Raw genomic sequence first — 15,794 nt, 5'->3', positions numbered from 1 at the left:
AGATTTAGGATGTGAAATTATAGACGATTTTATTTATTAAAGAGTTGCATCAACTACAAAAAACTTTGAATGGCTAACGCGTAACTTTTTAAACCAAAACCAATAATTACGCCTTTTGCGTTTGGAGAAATATAAGATTGATGACGAAATGTTTCTCTGGAAAACGTATTTGAAATATGTACTTCAATTACTGGTGATGTTATTGCCTTTACACAATCGGAAATGGCTACAGAAGTATGCGTATACGCTCCAGCATTTAATAGTATTCCATCGTAGGAAAAGCCTACTTCTTGCAATTTATTGATAATTTCACCTTCTACATTCGATTGAAAATAATCCAAATGAACTGAAGGAAACTGTAATTTCAATTCATCAAAATACGAATCAAAGCTTTGATTACCGTAAACTTCTGGTTCACGTTGTCCTAATAAATTTAAATTAGGGCCGTTTAAAATTAACAAATGCATTATTTACCGTCTTTGTCAACTACAATTCTATTTTCTCTATTGGCCAATTCCCAAGCTAATGTAAATGCTAATTTAACACGCATCGCTAACAAATCATACTCAATTTTATCTGCAGTATCATTTGGACCATGATAATCTTCATGAACACCATTAAAAAAGAAAATAGAAGGAATGCCTTTTTTAGCAAAGTTGTAATGATCAGAACGGAAATAAAACCTATTTGGGTCGTTTCTTGCGTTAAAAGTGTAGTCTAAATTTAAACCCACATATTTTGTATTCATTTCTTCATTAATAATATGTAATTCTGAACTTAATCGGTCTGAACCAATAACATAAACATATTTTCCATTTTCTTTGTGATTGCCTAGTGTGTCTCTACGTCCAACCATATCAATATTAATATCTGCTATCGTATTTTTTATTGGAAATAATGGATTTTCAGAATAATATCTCGAGCCGTGTAAACCATGTTCTTCACCTGTAACGTGTAAAAATAAAATAGAACGTTTTGGTGAAAAACCATCTTTTTTCGCTTCTGAAAAAGCTTTGGCAATTTCAACTAAAGAAACTGTACCAGAACCATCATCATCTGCACCGTTAAAAACCTCACCATTTTTCATACCAACGTGGTCGTAATGTGCAGAAATAACAAGTACTTCTTCTGGTTTTTCAGAACCTGGTATGAAAGCCCAAATATTTTCTGAATCTCCTAGTTTAGGAGCAAAACCTTTTTTCATAAATTCTGCAGGCACTTTTTGATAAAAATCAGTAGAACCTGGAGGATTTGAAATGCCTAACGCTTTATATTGTTCGATAAGATATAAACCTGCTTTTTTCTGTCCTGGTTCTCCTGTATTTCTGCCTTCCATTTCATCAGAAGCAATTACATGCAGGTTTTTAGACAAACTGGCTTCGTTAATTGTATTCACGTATTTAGTAACATCTACAACTTTTTTTGTTGAACTGGCTACAAGGCTTTTTTTTGGAGAACAACTTAGCAAAAATGCAGCTGTTGAAAGTAGTATTACTAACTTTTTCATTTGAATTGGTTTTAAACAATACAAATCTAAATTAAAAAAGTTTGATACCAATAAATTTTATAAAAATTTTAAGAAGAGAAGTAAAAAATGGCAAGCGACCTACATCGCACCGCTACAACCACATACCTTTGCTGCGTTCCCACCCTGGAGGATTTTGAGGGAGCTGGTCGTGTAGGACTTGCCGGTGCAAATATACAATCTTTTATTATTTCTGCAAATCAAAAAATAGTTTAAAATAAATTGTAATATTGTATTCTTAAATAATTTGAATATGAAAAAAATTAACTTACTTATAATCACAACATTAAGTATTTTTTTATATAATTGTAGCGAAACAAAAGACTTGTTTTCTATTGCTACAAAAGGCTTAAAACAAGTTTACAAACCAACTGAAACCGTGAATTTAAGCATTGAAAATATTGAAAATGCTAAAATTGATTCGGTAATTTATTTTTCAAACGATATTAAATTAGGTAAATCAACTGAAAATGCAGTTTTTAATTTAAAATTAGAAAAATTACAATTTGGTATTCAATACATAAAAGCAATTGTACATTCTGAAGGTGAAAAAACAGAATGTGTAACCTCTTTTGAATTGGTTTCGAATATCACCCCAAAATTATATGAAACGAAAGATTATACTATTTTAAACGCGTACAATCACGATGCAAATGCTTACACACAAGGTTTAGAATTTTACAACGGCATTTTATTAGAAGGAACGGGTCAAAATGGCGAATCAACTTTAAGAAAAACAGATTATAAATCTGGAAATGTTTCAAAATCCGTGCCTTTATCACCAGATTATTTTGGTGAAGGAATTACCGTTTTTAATGACAAAATTTACCAATTGACTTGGAAAAATAAAGTTGGATTTATTTATAATGCAGAAACTTTAGAGCAAGAAAAAACATTTGATTATTTTTCAGATGTTGAAGGTTGGGGTTTAACGCATAACGACAAACATTTAATTATGAGCGATGGAACCAATAAAATTTATTTTCTAAATCCAGAAACTCAAAAGATGGAGCGTTTCATAAATGTGTATTCTGACACAAATGCCATTACAGAACTTAACGAATTAGAATGGATTGATGGAAAAATTTGGGCAAACATTTACCAAAAAGATGTAATAGTGATTATCAATCCAGAAAATGGTGCTGTAGAAAGTGCTATTGATTTTTCTGAGTTAAAGAAAGCGGTTAAGCAACATCCAGAAATTGATGTTTTAAACGGAATTGCATACAATCCATCAACAAAAACGGTTTTTATTACAGGTAAAAATTGGGATAAAATGTTTGAAATAAAATTGAAATAAATATCAAATTAAAACAGCATAAACCATGAAAAAAATAATCTTAGCATCAGTTTTACTGATATTTATTGCAAAAATACAATCACAAAATCAAAATCAAAAAATGAAAACCATTCAACCACCAATTGCAAAAGTAATTCCAAAAAAATTAGAAAAACACGGAGATGTAAGAACGGATAATTACTATTGGTTAAACGAAAGAGAAAATCCAGAAGTAATTGACTATTTAAATAAAGAAAACGAATATTACCAAAAATCTACTGCGCATACCAAACAATTACAAGACGATTTATTTGCTGAAATGAAATCCAGAATAAAAGAGGACGACAGTTCTGTTCCTTATTTTTATAACGAATATTGGTACATCACACGTTTTGAAACGGGTAAAGATTATCCAATTTATGCCAGAAAAAAAGGAAGTTTAGATGCGAAAGAAGAAATTTTATTCGATTGTAACGAAATGGCAAAAGGACAATCTTATTTCAATTTAAGCGGAATGAGTGTGAGTGGCGACAACAAATTAGTAGCTTTTGGACTGGATTTAGTATCAAGAAGACAATACACCATTAATATTAAAAATTTAGAAACTGGTGAAATTCTTTCAGATAAAATTGAAAACACAACTGGTGGTTCCAGCTGGTCTACCGATAATAAAACGCTTTTTTATACCGGGAAAGATCCACAAACGCTTCGATCTGATAAAATTTTCAAACATAAATTAGGCACAGATGCCTCAGAAGACCTGTTGGTTTTTCACGAAAAGGACGATACCTACAGTACGTTTGTGTATAAAGAAAAATCGAAAAAATACATCATAATTGGTTCTGGAAGTACGCTTACAACCGAATATCAAATCTTAGAGGCGAATAATCCGGATGGAAAATTCAGAATTTTTCAACCGAGAACTCGTGGTTTAGAATATTCTATTTCTTTTTATAAAGACACTTTTTACATCTTAACCAATGCCGATAAAGCGACCAATTTCAAATTGATGACTTCACCTGAGAATGCTACATCTAAAGAAAATTGGACCGATTTAATTCCGCATAGAAAAGATGTTTTATTAGAAGGAATTGAAATTTTTAAAAATTATTTAGTAGTGGAAGAACGTTCAAATGGTTTAAATAAAATTCAAATTAAACCTTGGGATGGCTCTGGCGATTACTATTTGCCATTTAGTAGCGAAACCTATACTTGCTACACCACTTCTAATGTAGATTTTGATACCGATGTATTGCGTTATGGTTACCAATCTATGGCAACGCCATCTTCTGTGATTGATTTCAATATGAAAACAAAAGAAAAAACCGTCTTGAAAGAGCAAGCTGTTTTAGGCGGAAAATTCGATAAAAACAACTATATAGAAGAAAGAATTTGGGCTACTGCAACTGATGGAACAAAAATCCCTATGAGTATGGTATATAGAAAAGGCATTAAAAAAGACGGAAAAAATCCTTTGTTACAATATGCTTATGGTTCTTACGGTTCTTCAATGGATCCTTATTTTTCAAGTACCAGACTAAGTTTAATGGATAGAGGATTCATCTACGTTATTGCACACATTCGTGGTGGTGAAGATTTAGGAAGAGAATGGTACGAAAATGGAAAATTATTAAAAAAGAAAAACACATTTACGGATTTTATTGATTGTAGCAAGTTTTTAATCTCTGAAAAATATACTTCTGCCGAGCATTTATATGCTGAAGGTGGTTCTGCTGGTGGGTTATTAATGGGCGCTATTGTTAATATGGCTCCAGAATTATACAATGGAGTAATTGCACAAGTACCATTTGTAGACGTAATTACAACCATGTTAGATGATACTATACCATTAACAACAGGAGAATACGACGAATGGGGAAATCCGAATGAAAAAAAATATTATGATTATATGCTATCCTATTCACCATACGATCAAGTAAAAGCACAAGGATATCCAAATATGTATGTTTCAACTGGTTTACACGATTCGCAAGTGCAATATTTTGAACCTGCAAAATGGGTTGCAAAATTAAGAGTTATAAAAACCAACAATAAACAATTATTTTTAGATACAAATATGGATGCAGGTCATGGTGGTGCTTCTGGAAGATTTGAAGCCTTAAAAGAATTAGCCAAAGAGTTTGCTTTCTTATTTGATTTAGAGAATATTAAAAAATAAAGTATTGAAAAGTATTGTTTGTCAATCTAAAATAAGTTTAGAATGACAAGAACAACTTTATAGACATAACATTAAAAATGAAAAACGATATAAACGCACACAACTCTGTTTTAGAATTAGTTGGAAACACGCCAATTATAAAATTAAATAAAATCGCTGCTGGATTGACTGGAAATTTTTATGCCAAAATGGAAGCTTTTAATCCAGGACATTCCTCTAAAGACAGAATTGCATTACATATTATCAATTGTGCTGAGGAAAAAGGCATTTTAAAACCTGGTGCTACAATTGTGGAAACTACATCTGGAAATACTGGTTTTAGCTTGGCAATGATTAGTATTATTAAAGGATACAAATGTATTTTAGCGGTGAGTGATAAATCGTCACCTGACAAAATTGATATGCTAAAAAGTATGGGAGCAAAAGTATATGTTTGCCCAGCTAATGTAGCTGCTGACGATCCTAAAAGTTATTACGAAGTAGCTAAAAAAATTCATAGAGAAATACCTAATTCTGTCTACATCAATCAATATTTTAATGATTTAAACATTGAAGCACATTATTGCAGTACAGGAAAAGAAATTTGGGATCAAACAAATGGTTCAGTTACTCACGTTGTCGTGTGTAGCGGAACTGGAGGAACTATCTCTGGAATTGGAAGGTATTTGAAAGAAAAAAATCCATCTATAAAAGTGTTAGGTGTAGATGCTTACGGATCCGTTTTAAAAAAATACCACGAAACTAAAGAATTTGACGAAAAGGAAATTTATTCATACAAAATAGAAGGTTTAGGTAAAAATTTAATTCCAACAGCTACCGATTTTGATATTATTGATAAATATATAAAAGTTACCGATAAAGAAAGTGCTATTACAGCCAGAGAAATTTCAAAAACGGAAGGATTATTTGTTGGTTACACATCTGGTGCTGCATTTCAAGCTGTAAAGCAATATGCTGCATTAGGAGAATTTAACGAAAACAGCAATGTAGTAGTTGTTTTTCCAGACCACGGATCGCGTTATATGAGTAAAATTTATAGCGATGAATGGATGCAAGAGCAAGGTTTTTTAGATATGGAAAACGTTGATGAATCAATGAAAATTGAAATTATAAAATAAATCAATTTAAAATAAAAAGAATATCAAAACAAAAAAAATAATAATTAATTACAAAAAAATGCTTTTTATTGAAATTATTTTTTATTTTTGATAAAACTATTAAAAAATTTAACAATGAAAAATTTATTAGGCGCTCTTGTTTTGTTTTTAGCTTTCACAGTAAATGCTAATGCACAAGAAACATTTAAAAAAGTAGACGAAAAAATTGAAGCTAAAAATAATATGGTTGCACTTTCTGAAGTAGTAGCTGTAGAAGGAACTTTAAGCGAAGATTTAACAAGATTATTTGAATACAAATTCAGAAATTTAAACGAAAATCTTTCAGCAGAAAGAAAAATCGAATTGGCGAGAGTAATTGAAGCAAAACTAAGAGCTACGCTTTCTCAAACACAAATGGAAAGTATTGAAAGTAAACAAGGTTTGTTGAAAAAATTAACAAACTAAAAATAAATTACTTTTTTAAAAGCCCGTTTGGTTGTTTCTAAACGGGCTTTTTTTATAAAATTTTTGCTGCTTTATTAATACAATCAATAGTATAATCTAAATCTTCATAAGTTAAAGCATCGGTAATAAACCAAGATTCATAAGCCGAAGGTGCAATATAAATACCCAATTTCAAAAGTTCGTGAAAGAATTTCTTAAATCTTTCGTTATCTCCATTCTTTGCTGTTTCAAAATCATACACTTCATTTTTATCGAAATGCACTGAAATCATAGATCCTACTCTATTAATAGTAAACTCAATATTATTTTCCGACAAAACTTTGTGAATTCCGTCCTCTAAATAAGCTGTTTTTTCTTCTAATCTATTAAATATTTCTTTATCTGAATTTAATTCCAATAGCATTTGGTACCCTGCCGCCATAGCTAATGGGTTTCCAGATAACGTTCCTGCTTGATAAACAGGACCTAATGGCGATAACAAACTCATAATTTCATTTCGTGCAGCGAAAGCACCTACTGGCAAACCACCACCAATTACTTTTCCAAAACAAACAATATCTGCTACAACTTGATACAATTCTTGCACACCACCTTTTGCAAGACGAAAACCAGTCATCACCTCATCAAAAACTAGCAAAGCTCCGTTTTCTTCACAAAGTTGTTTTAAACCTGATAAAAAACCTTCTTTTGGAGGGATACACCCCATATTTCCTGCAACAGGTTCTACTATAATTGCTGCAATTTCATTTTTATTGGCATCAAAAAGCGCTTTTACATGCTCTAAATCATTATATTTAGCTAACAACGTGTCTTTAGCCGTGCCTTCAGTTACTCCGGGACTATTTGGTACACCAAACGTACTTAATCCACTTCCAGCAGCAATTAAAAACGAATCGGAATGACCATGATAACAACCTGAAAATTTAATAATTTTATCTCGTTTGGTATAGCCTCGCGCCAAGCGAATTGCACTCATGCAAGCTTCCGTACCCGAGTTAACAAATCGAATTTTATCTATATTTGGCACCATTGAAATGGCCAATTGAGCTATTTTCGTTTCTAACTCAGTTGGTGCACCAAAAGAAGTGCCTTTTTTTGCCTTTTCAATTATTGCATTTACTACAGGCTCGTGGGCGTGACCTAAAATCATAGGGCCCCAAGAATTAATATAGTCTATGTATTTATTCCCGTCTTCATCATATAAATAAGCACCTTTAGCTTCTTTAATAAAAATTGGAAAACCTCCAACACCTTTAAATGCACGAACAGGAGAGTTAACACCACCCGGTATTACTTCATTTGCTTCAATAAATAACTGACTACTTCTTTGATATAACATTATTTTTTTACTTTTAATTTTTGACCGATTGAAATTCCGGATTCCAAAATAGTATTTAAACTTTTTAATTCCTCAACAGATATATTGTATTTTTTTGATAATGAATACAAGGTATCCCCTTTTACAACGATATGCTCTCCAATAAATTGTACTTGGGCAACAACTCTTGGTTTTGGAATAAAATTTCTTCCTAAAACTTCATTGTCAATTTTATATAATTCATAACGTTCAATAATACCAATTAATTTTGAAGGGTATAACGTATCTGTTGCGTAACCCGCTTGTTTTAAACCATTTGCCCACGATTCATAATCACCTTTATCTAATTTAAACAAACTTTCATACCGTTTTCTTGAAGATAAAAAAGCAGAATGATCTTTGTACGATTCAGTTGGGTCTTTATATTTTCTAAAACACTCTTGTTCGGCATCATCATCGTATTTTACAGACTCACCTGTCCATCCTGTATGGCATTTAATTCCGAAATGATTGTTCGCTTCTTTAGCTAAAGATCCAAATCCCGCACCCGATTCTAAAATACCCTGCGCCATGGTGATACTTGCAGGAATTCCGTGAACTTTCATATTACTTTTTGCCGTTTCTTTAAAATCTTCAATGTATTTTTTTACATCTTCTGTCGTAGCTTTTACTTTAGATGTTGCTACTAATATTTCGCTGCCAGAAGGATTTTCCTTCGTTGGAGATTTTGCTACTGGTGTTGGTTTTGTAACAGGTTTTTTTGAAGCAGGATACGTTTTGGAATACTTTTTTCCTTTAGTAGTAGTGATTTTAGAACCTCCACAACTTGTTAAAAGCAGCGCAAAAAATAGTATTAAAATTTTATTTATCATATTATTATCTTTGTTTTTCCAGATTTTTCTAATTTTAAATTCATACCTGCAATACCCTGTAAGCCACCGGTATGAATGGCTAAAATTTTTGAATTTGGTGAAAAAAAATCATTTTGTATTAAATCTAAAATACCAAACATCATTTTTCCGGTATAAATTGGATCCAATGGAATTTCATATTGAATGTAAAACGAATTTATAAATTCAATTAATTCATTTGTTACTTTTCCATAACCACCAAAATGATACTCACAATTTATGGTCCAATTATTTTGATTTGCAAATTTAGCAATATCATTTTGTAAAAAATCACCTTTTAAGGAAGAAAATCCAATAATATTTTGATATAAAGCAGCACTATTAATAATTCCAGAAATTGTACCACCTGTTCCAATTGAAGAACAAATATATGAAAACTCAATATCATCTTCAGATAAAATTTCTTCACATCCTTTTATGGCTAATTTATTTGTGCCGCCTTCGGGTAATAAATAAAAATCACCAAATTCAGTCTCCATTTCATCTAAAAATTCAGGCGTATCTTTTAATCTATAGGTATCTCTTGAAACAAAAACAAATTTCATTCCAAATTGTTGTGCAACTGCTAAACTTGGGTTTTCATTTATCTTTTCTTGTAATTCTTCACCTCTAATTATTCCAATAGTTTCAAAACCAAACTCTTTTCCAGCACCTGCAACAGCTACAATATGATTAGAAAATGCCCCGCCAAAAGTGAGTAATTTTTTATATCCCAATCGTTTTGCTTCGGCTAAATTATATTTTAATTTTCTGAATTTATTCCCAGAAATTACAGGATGCAATAGATCTTCTCTTTTGATAAAAAGTTCAATTCCGTTAGGAAAATGAATGGGTATTTTTTGGTTACTTGATTTCATAAAAAAGAAATAATTGTTTCATTAGTTAAATATTTAAAAAACTAATACAATCATTTGCTACAAAGTTCCTAAATTTGCGATTATGAACAATGAAATAAATCCAAAAAATTTAATAGAAGGAGAAGATTTTTATTTTACTCCAGAAGGATACAAATGTTTTACAGAAAAACATCATTTAAAGCGAGGATATTGCTGTAAAAGTGGCTGTAGACATTGCCCATATGGTTTCGACAAAAAAACAGGAAGAAATAAAAAATAGTTTTAGACAACCGATTTTCAAACATAATTTTCTGAATATCCAAAATCTAAAAATCCAAAATCTAAAAAAATGACTTTTAAAGAGCAAATACAACAAGGAATTCCAGATGTTTTACCGCAACATAAATCGTATGATGCTGCAACAAATCACGCACCAAAACGAAAAGAAATCCTTTCAAATGAAGAAAAAAAATTAGCATTAAAAAACGCTTTACGCTATTTTGATGCCAAACATCATGCCACATTGCTTCATGAATTTAAAGCCGAATTGGAAAAATATGGGCGAATTTATATGTATCGATTTCGTCCAGATTACGAAATGAAAGCCAGACCAATTTCTGAATATCCAGGAAATTCTGAGCAGGCAAAAGCCATTATGTTGATGATACAAAATAATTTAGATTATGCAGTTGCACAACATCCGCATGAATTAATTACTTATGGTGGAAATGGTGCAGTTTTTCAAAATTGGGCACAATACCTACTTACCATGAAATATTTGTCTGAAATGACAGACGAACAAACATTATCTATGTATTCTGGTCATCCGATGGGATTATTTCCTTCTCATAAAGAAGCACCAAGAGTCGTAGTTACAAATGGAATGGTAATTCCAAATTACTCTAAGCCAGATGATTGGGAAAAAATGAATGCCTTGGGCGTATCGCAATACGGACAAATGACTGCAGGAAGTTATATGTATATTGGACCTCAAGGTATTGTTCATGGAACTACAATTACCGTTTTAAACGGTTTTCGAAAAATAAAAAAATCACCAAAAGGCGGATTATTTGTAACTTCTGGATTAGGTGGAATGTCTGGCGCACAGCCAAAAGCTGGAAATATTGCGGGATGTGTTACCGTTTGCGCGGAAGTAAACCCTAAAATTACGCACATTCGTCATTCGCAAGGATGGATAAATGAAGTAATTGAAGACATTACACTTTTAGTAGCCAGAGTTAGAAAAGCACTGGAAACCAATGAAGTAGTTTCTATTGCTTATTTAGGAAATGTGGTAGATGTTTGGGAACGATTTGATGAAGAAAATTTACATATCGATTTAGGCTCTGACCAAACGTCACTTCATAATCCTTGGGCTGGTGGCTACTACCCTATTGGCTACTCATTTGAGGCATCCAATGAAATGATGGCAAATCATCCAGAAAAATTCAAGGAAGAAGTACAAAAAACGTTGCGTCGACATGCGCTTGCAATTAATAAACATACGGATAAAGGCACCTATTTCTTCGATTATGGAAATGCGTTTTTATTAGAAGCTTCAAGAGCTGGTGCGGATGTATTTGCAGAAAATCATATCGATTTTAAATACAATAGTTACGTACAAGACATTATGGGTCCGATGTGTTTTGATTATGGTTTTGGACCATTTCGTTGGGTTTGTGCCTCAGGAAATCCGGAAGATTTAGCCAAAACAGATCAAATAGCGTGTGAAGTTTTGGAAGAAATGATTACAACTTCGCCAGTTGAAATTCAACAACAAATGGCAGATAATATTCAGTGGATTAAAGGCGCTCAAGAAAATAAATTAGTTGTAGGATCGCAAGCCAGAATATTATATGCCGATGCAGAAGGACGAATTAAAATTGCAGAAGCATTCAATCAGGCGATAGCTCGAGGCGAAATTGGAATGGTAATTTTAGGAAGAGACCATCATGATGTTTCTGGTACCGATTCGCCATACAGAGAAACATCAAATATTTATGACGGTTCACGATTTACAGCCGATATGGCTATTCAAAATGTAATTGGCGACAGTTTCCGAGGTGCTACTTGGGTTTCTATTCATAATGGAGGCGGTGTAGGTTGGGGCGAAGTAATTAATGGAGGTTTTGGCATGCTTCTTGATGGTACTAAAGAAGCATCTAAACGTTTGGAAATGATGTTATTTTGGGATGTAAATAATGGAATATCAAGAAGAAATTGGGCCAGAAATGAAGGCGCAATATTTGCTATAAAACGCGCAATGGAAGCTCAACCTTTATTAAATGTAACACTTCCAAACTTAGTTGACGAAAAATTATTAAATTAAATATTAGAATATGAAATTAATTAAACTTCTATCGGTTATAGGATTTTTTATCCTTACTTCTTGTTCGTCTGTTTATGTAAATACAGATTATGACAAAAAAGCAAATTTTGCAGCTTACAAAACCTATGCCTATAATAAAAGTAGCATAGATAAATTAGAAATTTCAGATTTAGACAAGAAGCGTATTTTATATGCTATTGATGCTGTAATGCCTACTAAACAATTTTCAAAATCTGAAAATCCCGATGTTTTAATCAATATTTTCACCAAAGAGCGTGAACGTGTTAATGTATACAACAACATGGGTTGGGGCTACGGTTTTGGCTGGGGTCCAGGCTGGGGAATGGGAATGGGAATGGGTTTCACACAAACAACCACTACTCCAGAAGGCACATTATATATTGACATTGTTGATGTAAAAACAAAAGAGTTAGTTTGGCAAGGTATAGGAACAGGATATTTAACAACAAACTTTGAAAAGAAAGACGAACGAATTGCTGAATTTGTTTCAAAAATTTTAGAGAAATATCCTCCAATAATAAAATAAACCTATTTTTTGAAATTGAAAATTTAATCCTGATTCGTTTTAAAACTGTCAGGATTTTTATTTGCATGATAAAAATCATAATTGGATTTAAAATTTATTGTAATTTTACATCAAATAACATACAACCTTTATGGAACTTAATTTTGAAAGTAACCCTCTGATAGAAAGATTACCTAAACATTTAAAACAGTTTATAATCCCACAAGATTATTCTGATTATACGCCAATTAATCAAGCGGTTTGGAGATATGTAATGCGTAAAAACGTAAATTATTTATCTAAAGTGGCACATAATTCTTATTTAGAAGGGTTAGAAAAAACCGGGTTAGAAATTGATAATATTCCTAACATGTATGGTATGAACCGAATTTTGAAAGAAATCGGTTGGGCTGCTGTAGCGGTTGACGGATTTATTCCTCCAAGTGCTTTTATGGAATTTCAAGCTTATAATGTTTTAGTAATTGCTTGTGATATTAGACAATTAGAACATATTGAATACACTCCCGCTCCAGATATAATTCATGAAGGTGCCGGACATGCACCAATTATTGCCAATCCAGAATATGCTGAATATTTACGCCGTTTTGGCGAAATTGGTTGCAAGGCCATTTCATCTTCAAGAGATTACGAATTATATGAAGCTGTTCGATTATTATCTATTGTAAAAGAAGCAGAGGGCACTCCGGAAGCGGAAATTAAAGCCGCAGAAGACCAAGTTGAATTTTTACAAAACAACATGGGTGAATTGTCTGAAATGTCAAAAATTAGAAATTTACATTGGTGGACAGTAGAATACGGCTTAATTGGAACAGTGGAAAACCCAAAAATATATGGTGCAGGTTTGCTATCGTCTATTGGTGAAAGTGCTTGGTGTATGACAGATGAAGTCAAAAAACTTCCATACGATATTTCAGCAGCAGACCAAAGTTTTGATATCACCAAACCACAACCTCAACTTTATGTAACGCCAGATTTTGCCAAATTAAGTTCTGTTTTAGAAGAATTTGCAAATAAAATGGCATTGCGAACTGGCGGTTTATCTGGAATTCAAAAGTTAATTACTTCAAAAGCAATGGGTACTGCAGAGTTAAGTACTGGCTTGCAAATATCAGGTGTTTTTACAAACGTAATTGAAAACGAAGGAAAACCAGTGTACATTCAAACCACTGGAAAAACAGCATTATCGTACAGAGAAAAAGAATTAGTAGGACACGGAACAGCATCGCATCCTGATGGATTTGGTTCAGCAATTGGAATGCTAAAAGGCATTAACTTGGCCATAGAAGATATGGGTCCAAGAGATTTACGTGCATATGATATTTATGAAGGCGAACAAATTACATTAGAATTTGAAGGAAACATTAAAGTTTCTGGTGAAATTATTACGGGTACAAGAAATTTACAAGGTGAAATTTTACTAATTAAATTCAAAAACTGTACAGTTACTCACGGCGAAACCGTATTATTTGCTCCAGAATGGGGGATTTATGATATGGCTGTAGGTAAAAAAATAACATCCGCTTTTTCAGGACCTGCAGATGTTTCAAGTTTTGATATGATTACCCACGTTCCAACATCGCATACTATAAAACAAAAAAAATCAAGCAAACGAGAAGAACTTGAAAATTTATACCTAAATATTAGAAAATTAAGAGAGGGGAAACCTGCTGAAATAACTCTGAAAGAAGCATTTGGCGCTGTAACTGCAAATCATGAAAACGATTGGTTACTTTCAGTTGAAATTGCCGAATTAGCTAAAAAAGAAAATCATTCGGATTTAATTGATAAGGTTTTAAATCATTTAGAAAAACTTAAAACAAAACGTCCAGAAATTGCACATTTAATTGACGGCGGTTTAGCTTTAGTTTTCGAAAATAAATAGCAACATATGTTACATAATATCCCATAAGATTCCCATATATTTGCTAAAAACAAAACAATATGGGAATTTTAGATTTTTTAGGATTTGGTGATAAATCCGCTCAAATTGCAGCATTTAAAGAAAAAAATGCAATAATCATTGATGTTAGAACATATGAAGAATTTGCTGGAGGACACATTCAAAACTCCAAAAACATTCCTTTACAAATTATCGAATCGAAAATTAACGACATAAAAAAACTAAACAAACCGGTTATTGCTTGTTGCAGAAGTGGAAACAGAAGCGGAATGGCAACAAACATACTAAACCGAAACGGTATTGAATGCATCAATGGTGGAAGCTGGCAAAGTTTACAAAGTAAATTATAATTGTTACTTTAAAATTTCATTTCAGGATATTTAGCTGCAATTGCATCAATTTTCTGTTTTAAATTATCCTGAAATTTTAAATGACTTTCAGAATTAGGATTAAAAGGTTTGTGATTCAATGCTTTTTGAATTTCTGAAACGTGTTGCATCGTTTCAAATTCGGTTTCATTTATATAATTTTCAGAAAATTTCATCCAAATATAATCAATTGCAGTTTGATTTGGATGCAACATATCTTCCGCATAAAATCGGTAATCACGCAACTCATCCATCATAATCTCATAACTCGGAAAATAAATACTTGAAGTAGTATTTGATAGAAAATGATACAGCGCAGTAAATAAATGCGATTTACTTACATTGTTTTCTACAAAACCGTCTTTACTATGACGAACAGGAGAAATCGTAAAAATAAATTTACAATTTGGATTTACAACTTGAATTTCTGAAACAATTCTTTTCAAACTCGCCTCTACATCAGCGACAGAAAGCAACTCTTTTACAAATTGTTTTTGTGAAACTTTATGACAATTGGCAATAATATCATTTGTTTCAATATGCTTGTACACCCAAGAAGTACCTAAAGTAATTAGACAATGTGTCGCTTTTTCAAGATGCCCGTTTGTTGTGTCAATTAATTGATTTAATGTAGTAAGAAATTTCGTTTTATCAGGATTCGAAAGTTCAGAATGTACTTCGTAACAATGCCAAGCTTCATTATGAAAAAATATGTCATTCTCAGTAAAATATTTTTTATGAAGACTTCTAAGAATTATTTTTTCTAATGATATTGGATTAAAAATAATTCCAAACGGATTGGTTATATTTTGGAATTTAAAATAGTCAAATTTATCACCCATATTTTCAGCAAAACAAGAACCTAAAGAAACTAATTTTGAAGAATAATCAATTAAAAAATCAGATTTTTTTATGGGAATGGTGGTTTGAAATTTCATAGCAATGTTTATCTTCTTTCAAAAATACAAAAACAAGTTAAATAGTTGTGAAAAAATATGTAAAGACTTTTTATTGCTTACTTTTGCGACATAAAATTTTAC

General features: G+C 31.9%; 15 protein-coding genes and 1 other RNA gene. 9 read left to right on the top strand and 7 right to left on the bottom strand.

Annotation, left to right across the window (positions count from 1 at the left end; all coding sequences use genetic code 11):
• Positions 1-53: 53 nt before the first annotated feature.
• The 3 genes from aroQ to ffs all read right to left on the bottom strand — a co-directional run bounded on the left by aroQ (position 54) and on the right by ffs (position 1,691).
• Positions 54-467, bottom strand: coding sequence for a type II 3-dehydroquinate dehydratase (gene aroQ / locus ABWP78_RS06060; protein ID WP_353169883.1), 414 nt, complete (start codon positions 465-467; stop codon positions 54-56).
• Complete coding sequence (locus ABWP78_RS06055) at positions 467-1,507, bottom strand: M28 family metallopeptidase (protein ID WP_353169882.1); 1,041 nt, start codon at positions 1,505-1,507, stop codon at positions 467-469. Before ABWP78_RS06055 ends, aroQ begins: the two co-directional genes overlap by 1 nt.
• Before the next feature lie 86 nt (positions 1,508-1,593).
• Positions 1,594-1,691: signal recognition particle sRNA small type (gene ffs, locus ABWP78_RS06050), an RNA gene on the bottom strand.
• 87 nt (positions 1,692-1,778) lie between these two features.
• Between ffs and ABWP78_RS06045 the strand changes: the two genes are divergently transcribed.
• From ABWP78_RS06045 to ABWP78_RS06030, 4 genes are all read left to right on the top strand, one after another.
• Positions 1,779-2,825 carry a glutaminyl-peptide cyclotransferase gene (locus ABWP78_RS06045; RefSeq protein WP_353169881.1) on the top strand — a complete coding sequence of 349 codons (1,047 nt, stop codon included), beginning with the start codon at positions 1,779-1,781 and terminating at the stop codon, positions 2,823-2,825.
• A gap of 100 nt (positions 2,826-2,925) precedes the next feature.
• Positions 2,926-4,983, top strand: a complete 2,058-nt coding sequence (locus ABWP78_RS06040; protein WP_502905465.1) for a S9 family peptidase — start codon at positions 2,926-2,928, stop codon at positions 4,981-4,983.
• Positions 4,984-5,060: 77 nt separating this feature from the next.
• Positions 5,061-6,101: a cysteate synthase gene (capA, locus tag ABWP78_RS06035; RefSeq protein WP_353169879.1), complete on the top strand. Its 1,041-nt coding sequence runs from the start codon at positions 5,061-5,063 to the stop codon at positions 6,099-6,101.
• Positions 6,102-6,215: 114 nt separating this feature from the next.
• Positions 6,216-6,545, top strand: coding sequence for a hypothetical protein (locus ABWP78_RS06030; RefSeq protein WP_353169878.1), 330 nt, complete (start codon positions 6,216-6,218; stop codon positions 6,543-6,545).
• Between the two features lie 52 nt (positions 6,546-6,597).
• Here the strand turns inward: ABWP78_RS06030 and hemL are convergent, their stop codons facing one another.
• From hemL to ABWP78_RS06015, 3 genes are read right to left on the bottom strand one after another with little or no spacing between them, the layout of a single operon-like run.
• Positions 6,598-7,884: a glutamate-1-semialdehyde 2,1-aminomutase gene (hemL, locus tag ABWP78_RS06025; RefSeq protein WP_353169877.1), complete on the bottom strand. Its 1,287-nt coding sequence runs from the start codon at positions 7,882-7,884 to the stop codon at positions 6,598-6,600.
• On the bottom strand, positions 7,884-8,735 hold the full coding sequence (locus ABWP78_RS06020) for a glucosaminidase domain-containing protein (protein WP_353169876.1): 852 nt from the start codon (positions 8,733-8,735) through the stop codon (positions 7,884-7,886). The genes hemL and ABWP78_RS06020 overlap by 1 nt, the downstream gene beginning before the upstream one ends.
• Positions 8,732-9,631, bottom strand: coding sequence for a 1-aminocyclopropane-1-carboxylate deaminase/D-cysteine desulfhydrase (locus ABWP78_RS06015; protein WP_353169875.1), 900 nt, complete (start codon positions 9,629-9,631; stop codon positions 8,732-8,734). The genes ABWP78_RS06020 and ABWP78_RS06015 overlap by 4 nt, the downstream gene beginning before the upstream one ends.
• An 82-nt stretch (positions 9,632-9,713) precedes the next feature.
• Between ABWP78_RS06015 and ABWP78_RS06010 the strand changes: the two genes are divergently transcribed.
• The 5 genes from ABWP78_RS06010 (at position 9,714) to ABWP78_RS05990 (ending at position 14,736) form a co-directional block, all read left to right on the top strand.
• Positions 9,714-9,890, top strand: a complete 177-nt coding sequence (locus ABWP78_RS06010; RefSeq protein ID WP_291241207.1) for a C1orf53 family protein — start codon at positions 9,714-9,716, stop codon at positions 9,888-9,890.
• A gap of 69 nt (positions 9,891-9,959) precedes the next feature.
• Complete coding sequence (gene hutU / locus ABWP78_RS06005) at positions 9,960-11,939, top strand: urocanate hydratase (RefSeq protein ID WP_353169874.1); 1,980 nt, start codon at positions 9,960-9,962, stop codon at positions 11,937-11,939.
• Positions 11,940-11,949: 10 nt separating this feature from the next.
• A complete protein-coding gene (locus ABWP78_RS06000) occupies positions 11,950-12,486 on the top strand; it encodes a DUF4136 domain-containing protein (protein WP_353169873.1) in 537 nt (178 codons plus the stop codon).
• A gap of 130 nt (positions 12,487-12,616) precedes the next feature.
• Positions 12,617-14,368, top strand: coding sequence for an aromatic amino acid hydroxylase (locus tag ABWP78_RS05995; RefSeq protein ID WP_353169872.1), 1,752 nt, complete (start codon positions 12,617-12,619; stop codon positions 14,366-14,368).
• A 59-nt stretch (positions 14,369-14,427) separates the two neighbouring features.
• Positions 14,428-14,736: a rhodanese-like domain-containing protein gene (locus ABWP78_RS05990; protein WP_353169871.1), complete on the top strand. Its 309-nt coding sequence runs from the start codon at positions 14,428-14,430 to the stop codon at positions 14,734-14,736.
• Between the two features lie 8 nt (positions 14,737-14,744).
• Here the strand turns inward: ABWP78_RS05990 and ABWP78_RS05985 are convergent, their stop codons facing one another.
• A complete protein-coding gene (locus ABWP78_RS05985) occupies positions 14,745-15,692 on the bottom strand; it encodes a GSCFA domain-containing protein (protein ID WP_353169870.1) in 948 nt (315 codons plus the stop codon).
• Positions 15,693-15,794 lie beyond the last annotated feature (102 nt).

Origin of the sequence: Flavobacterium sp., from assembly GCF_040402955.1 — a bacterium.
Classification (GTDB): Bacteria; Bacteroidota; Bacteroidia; order Flavobacteriales; family Flavobacteriaceae; genus Flavobacterium.
The sequence above is the reverse complement of the archived record's forward strand: the minus strand, read 5'-3'. Positions and strand labels throughout refer to the sequence as shown.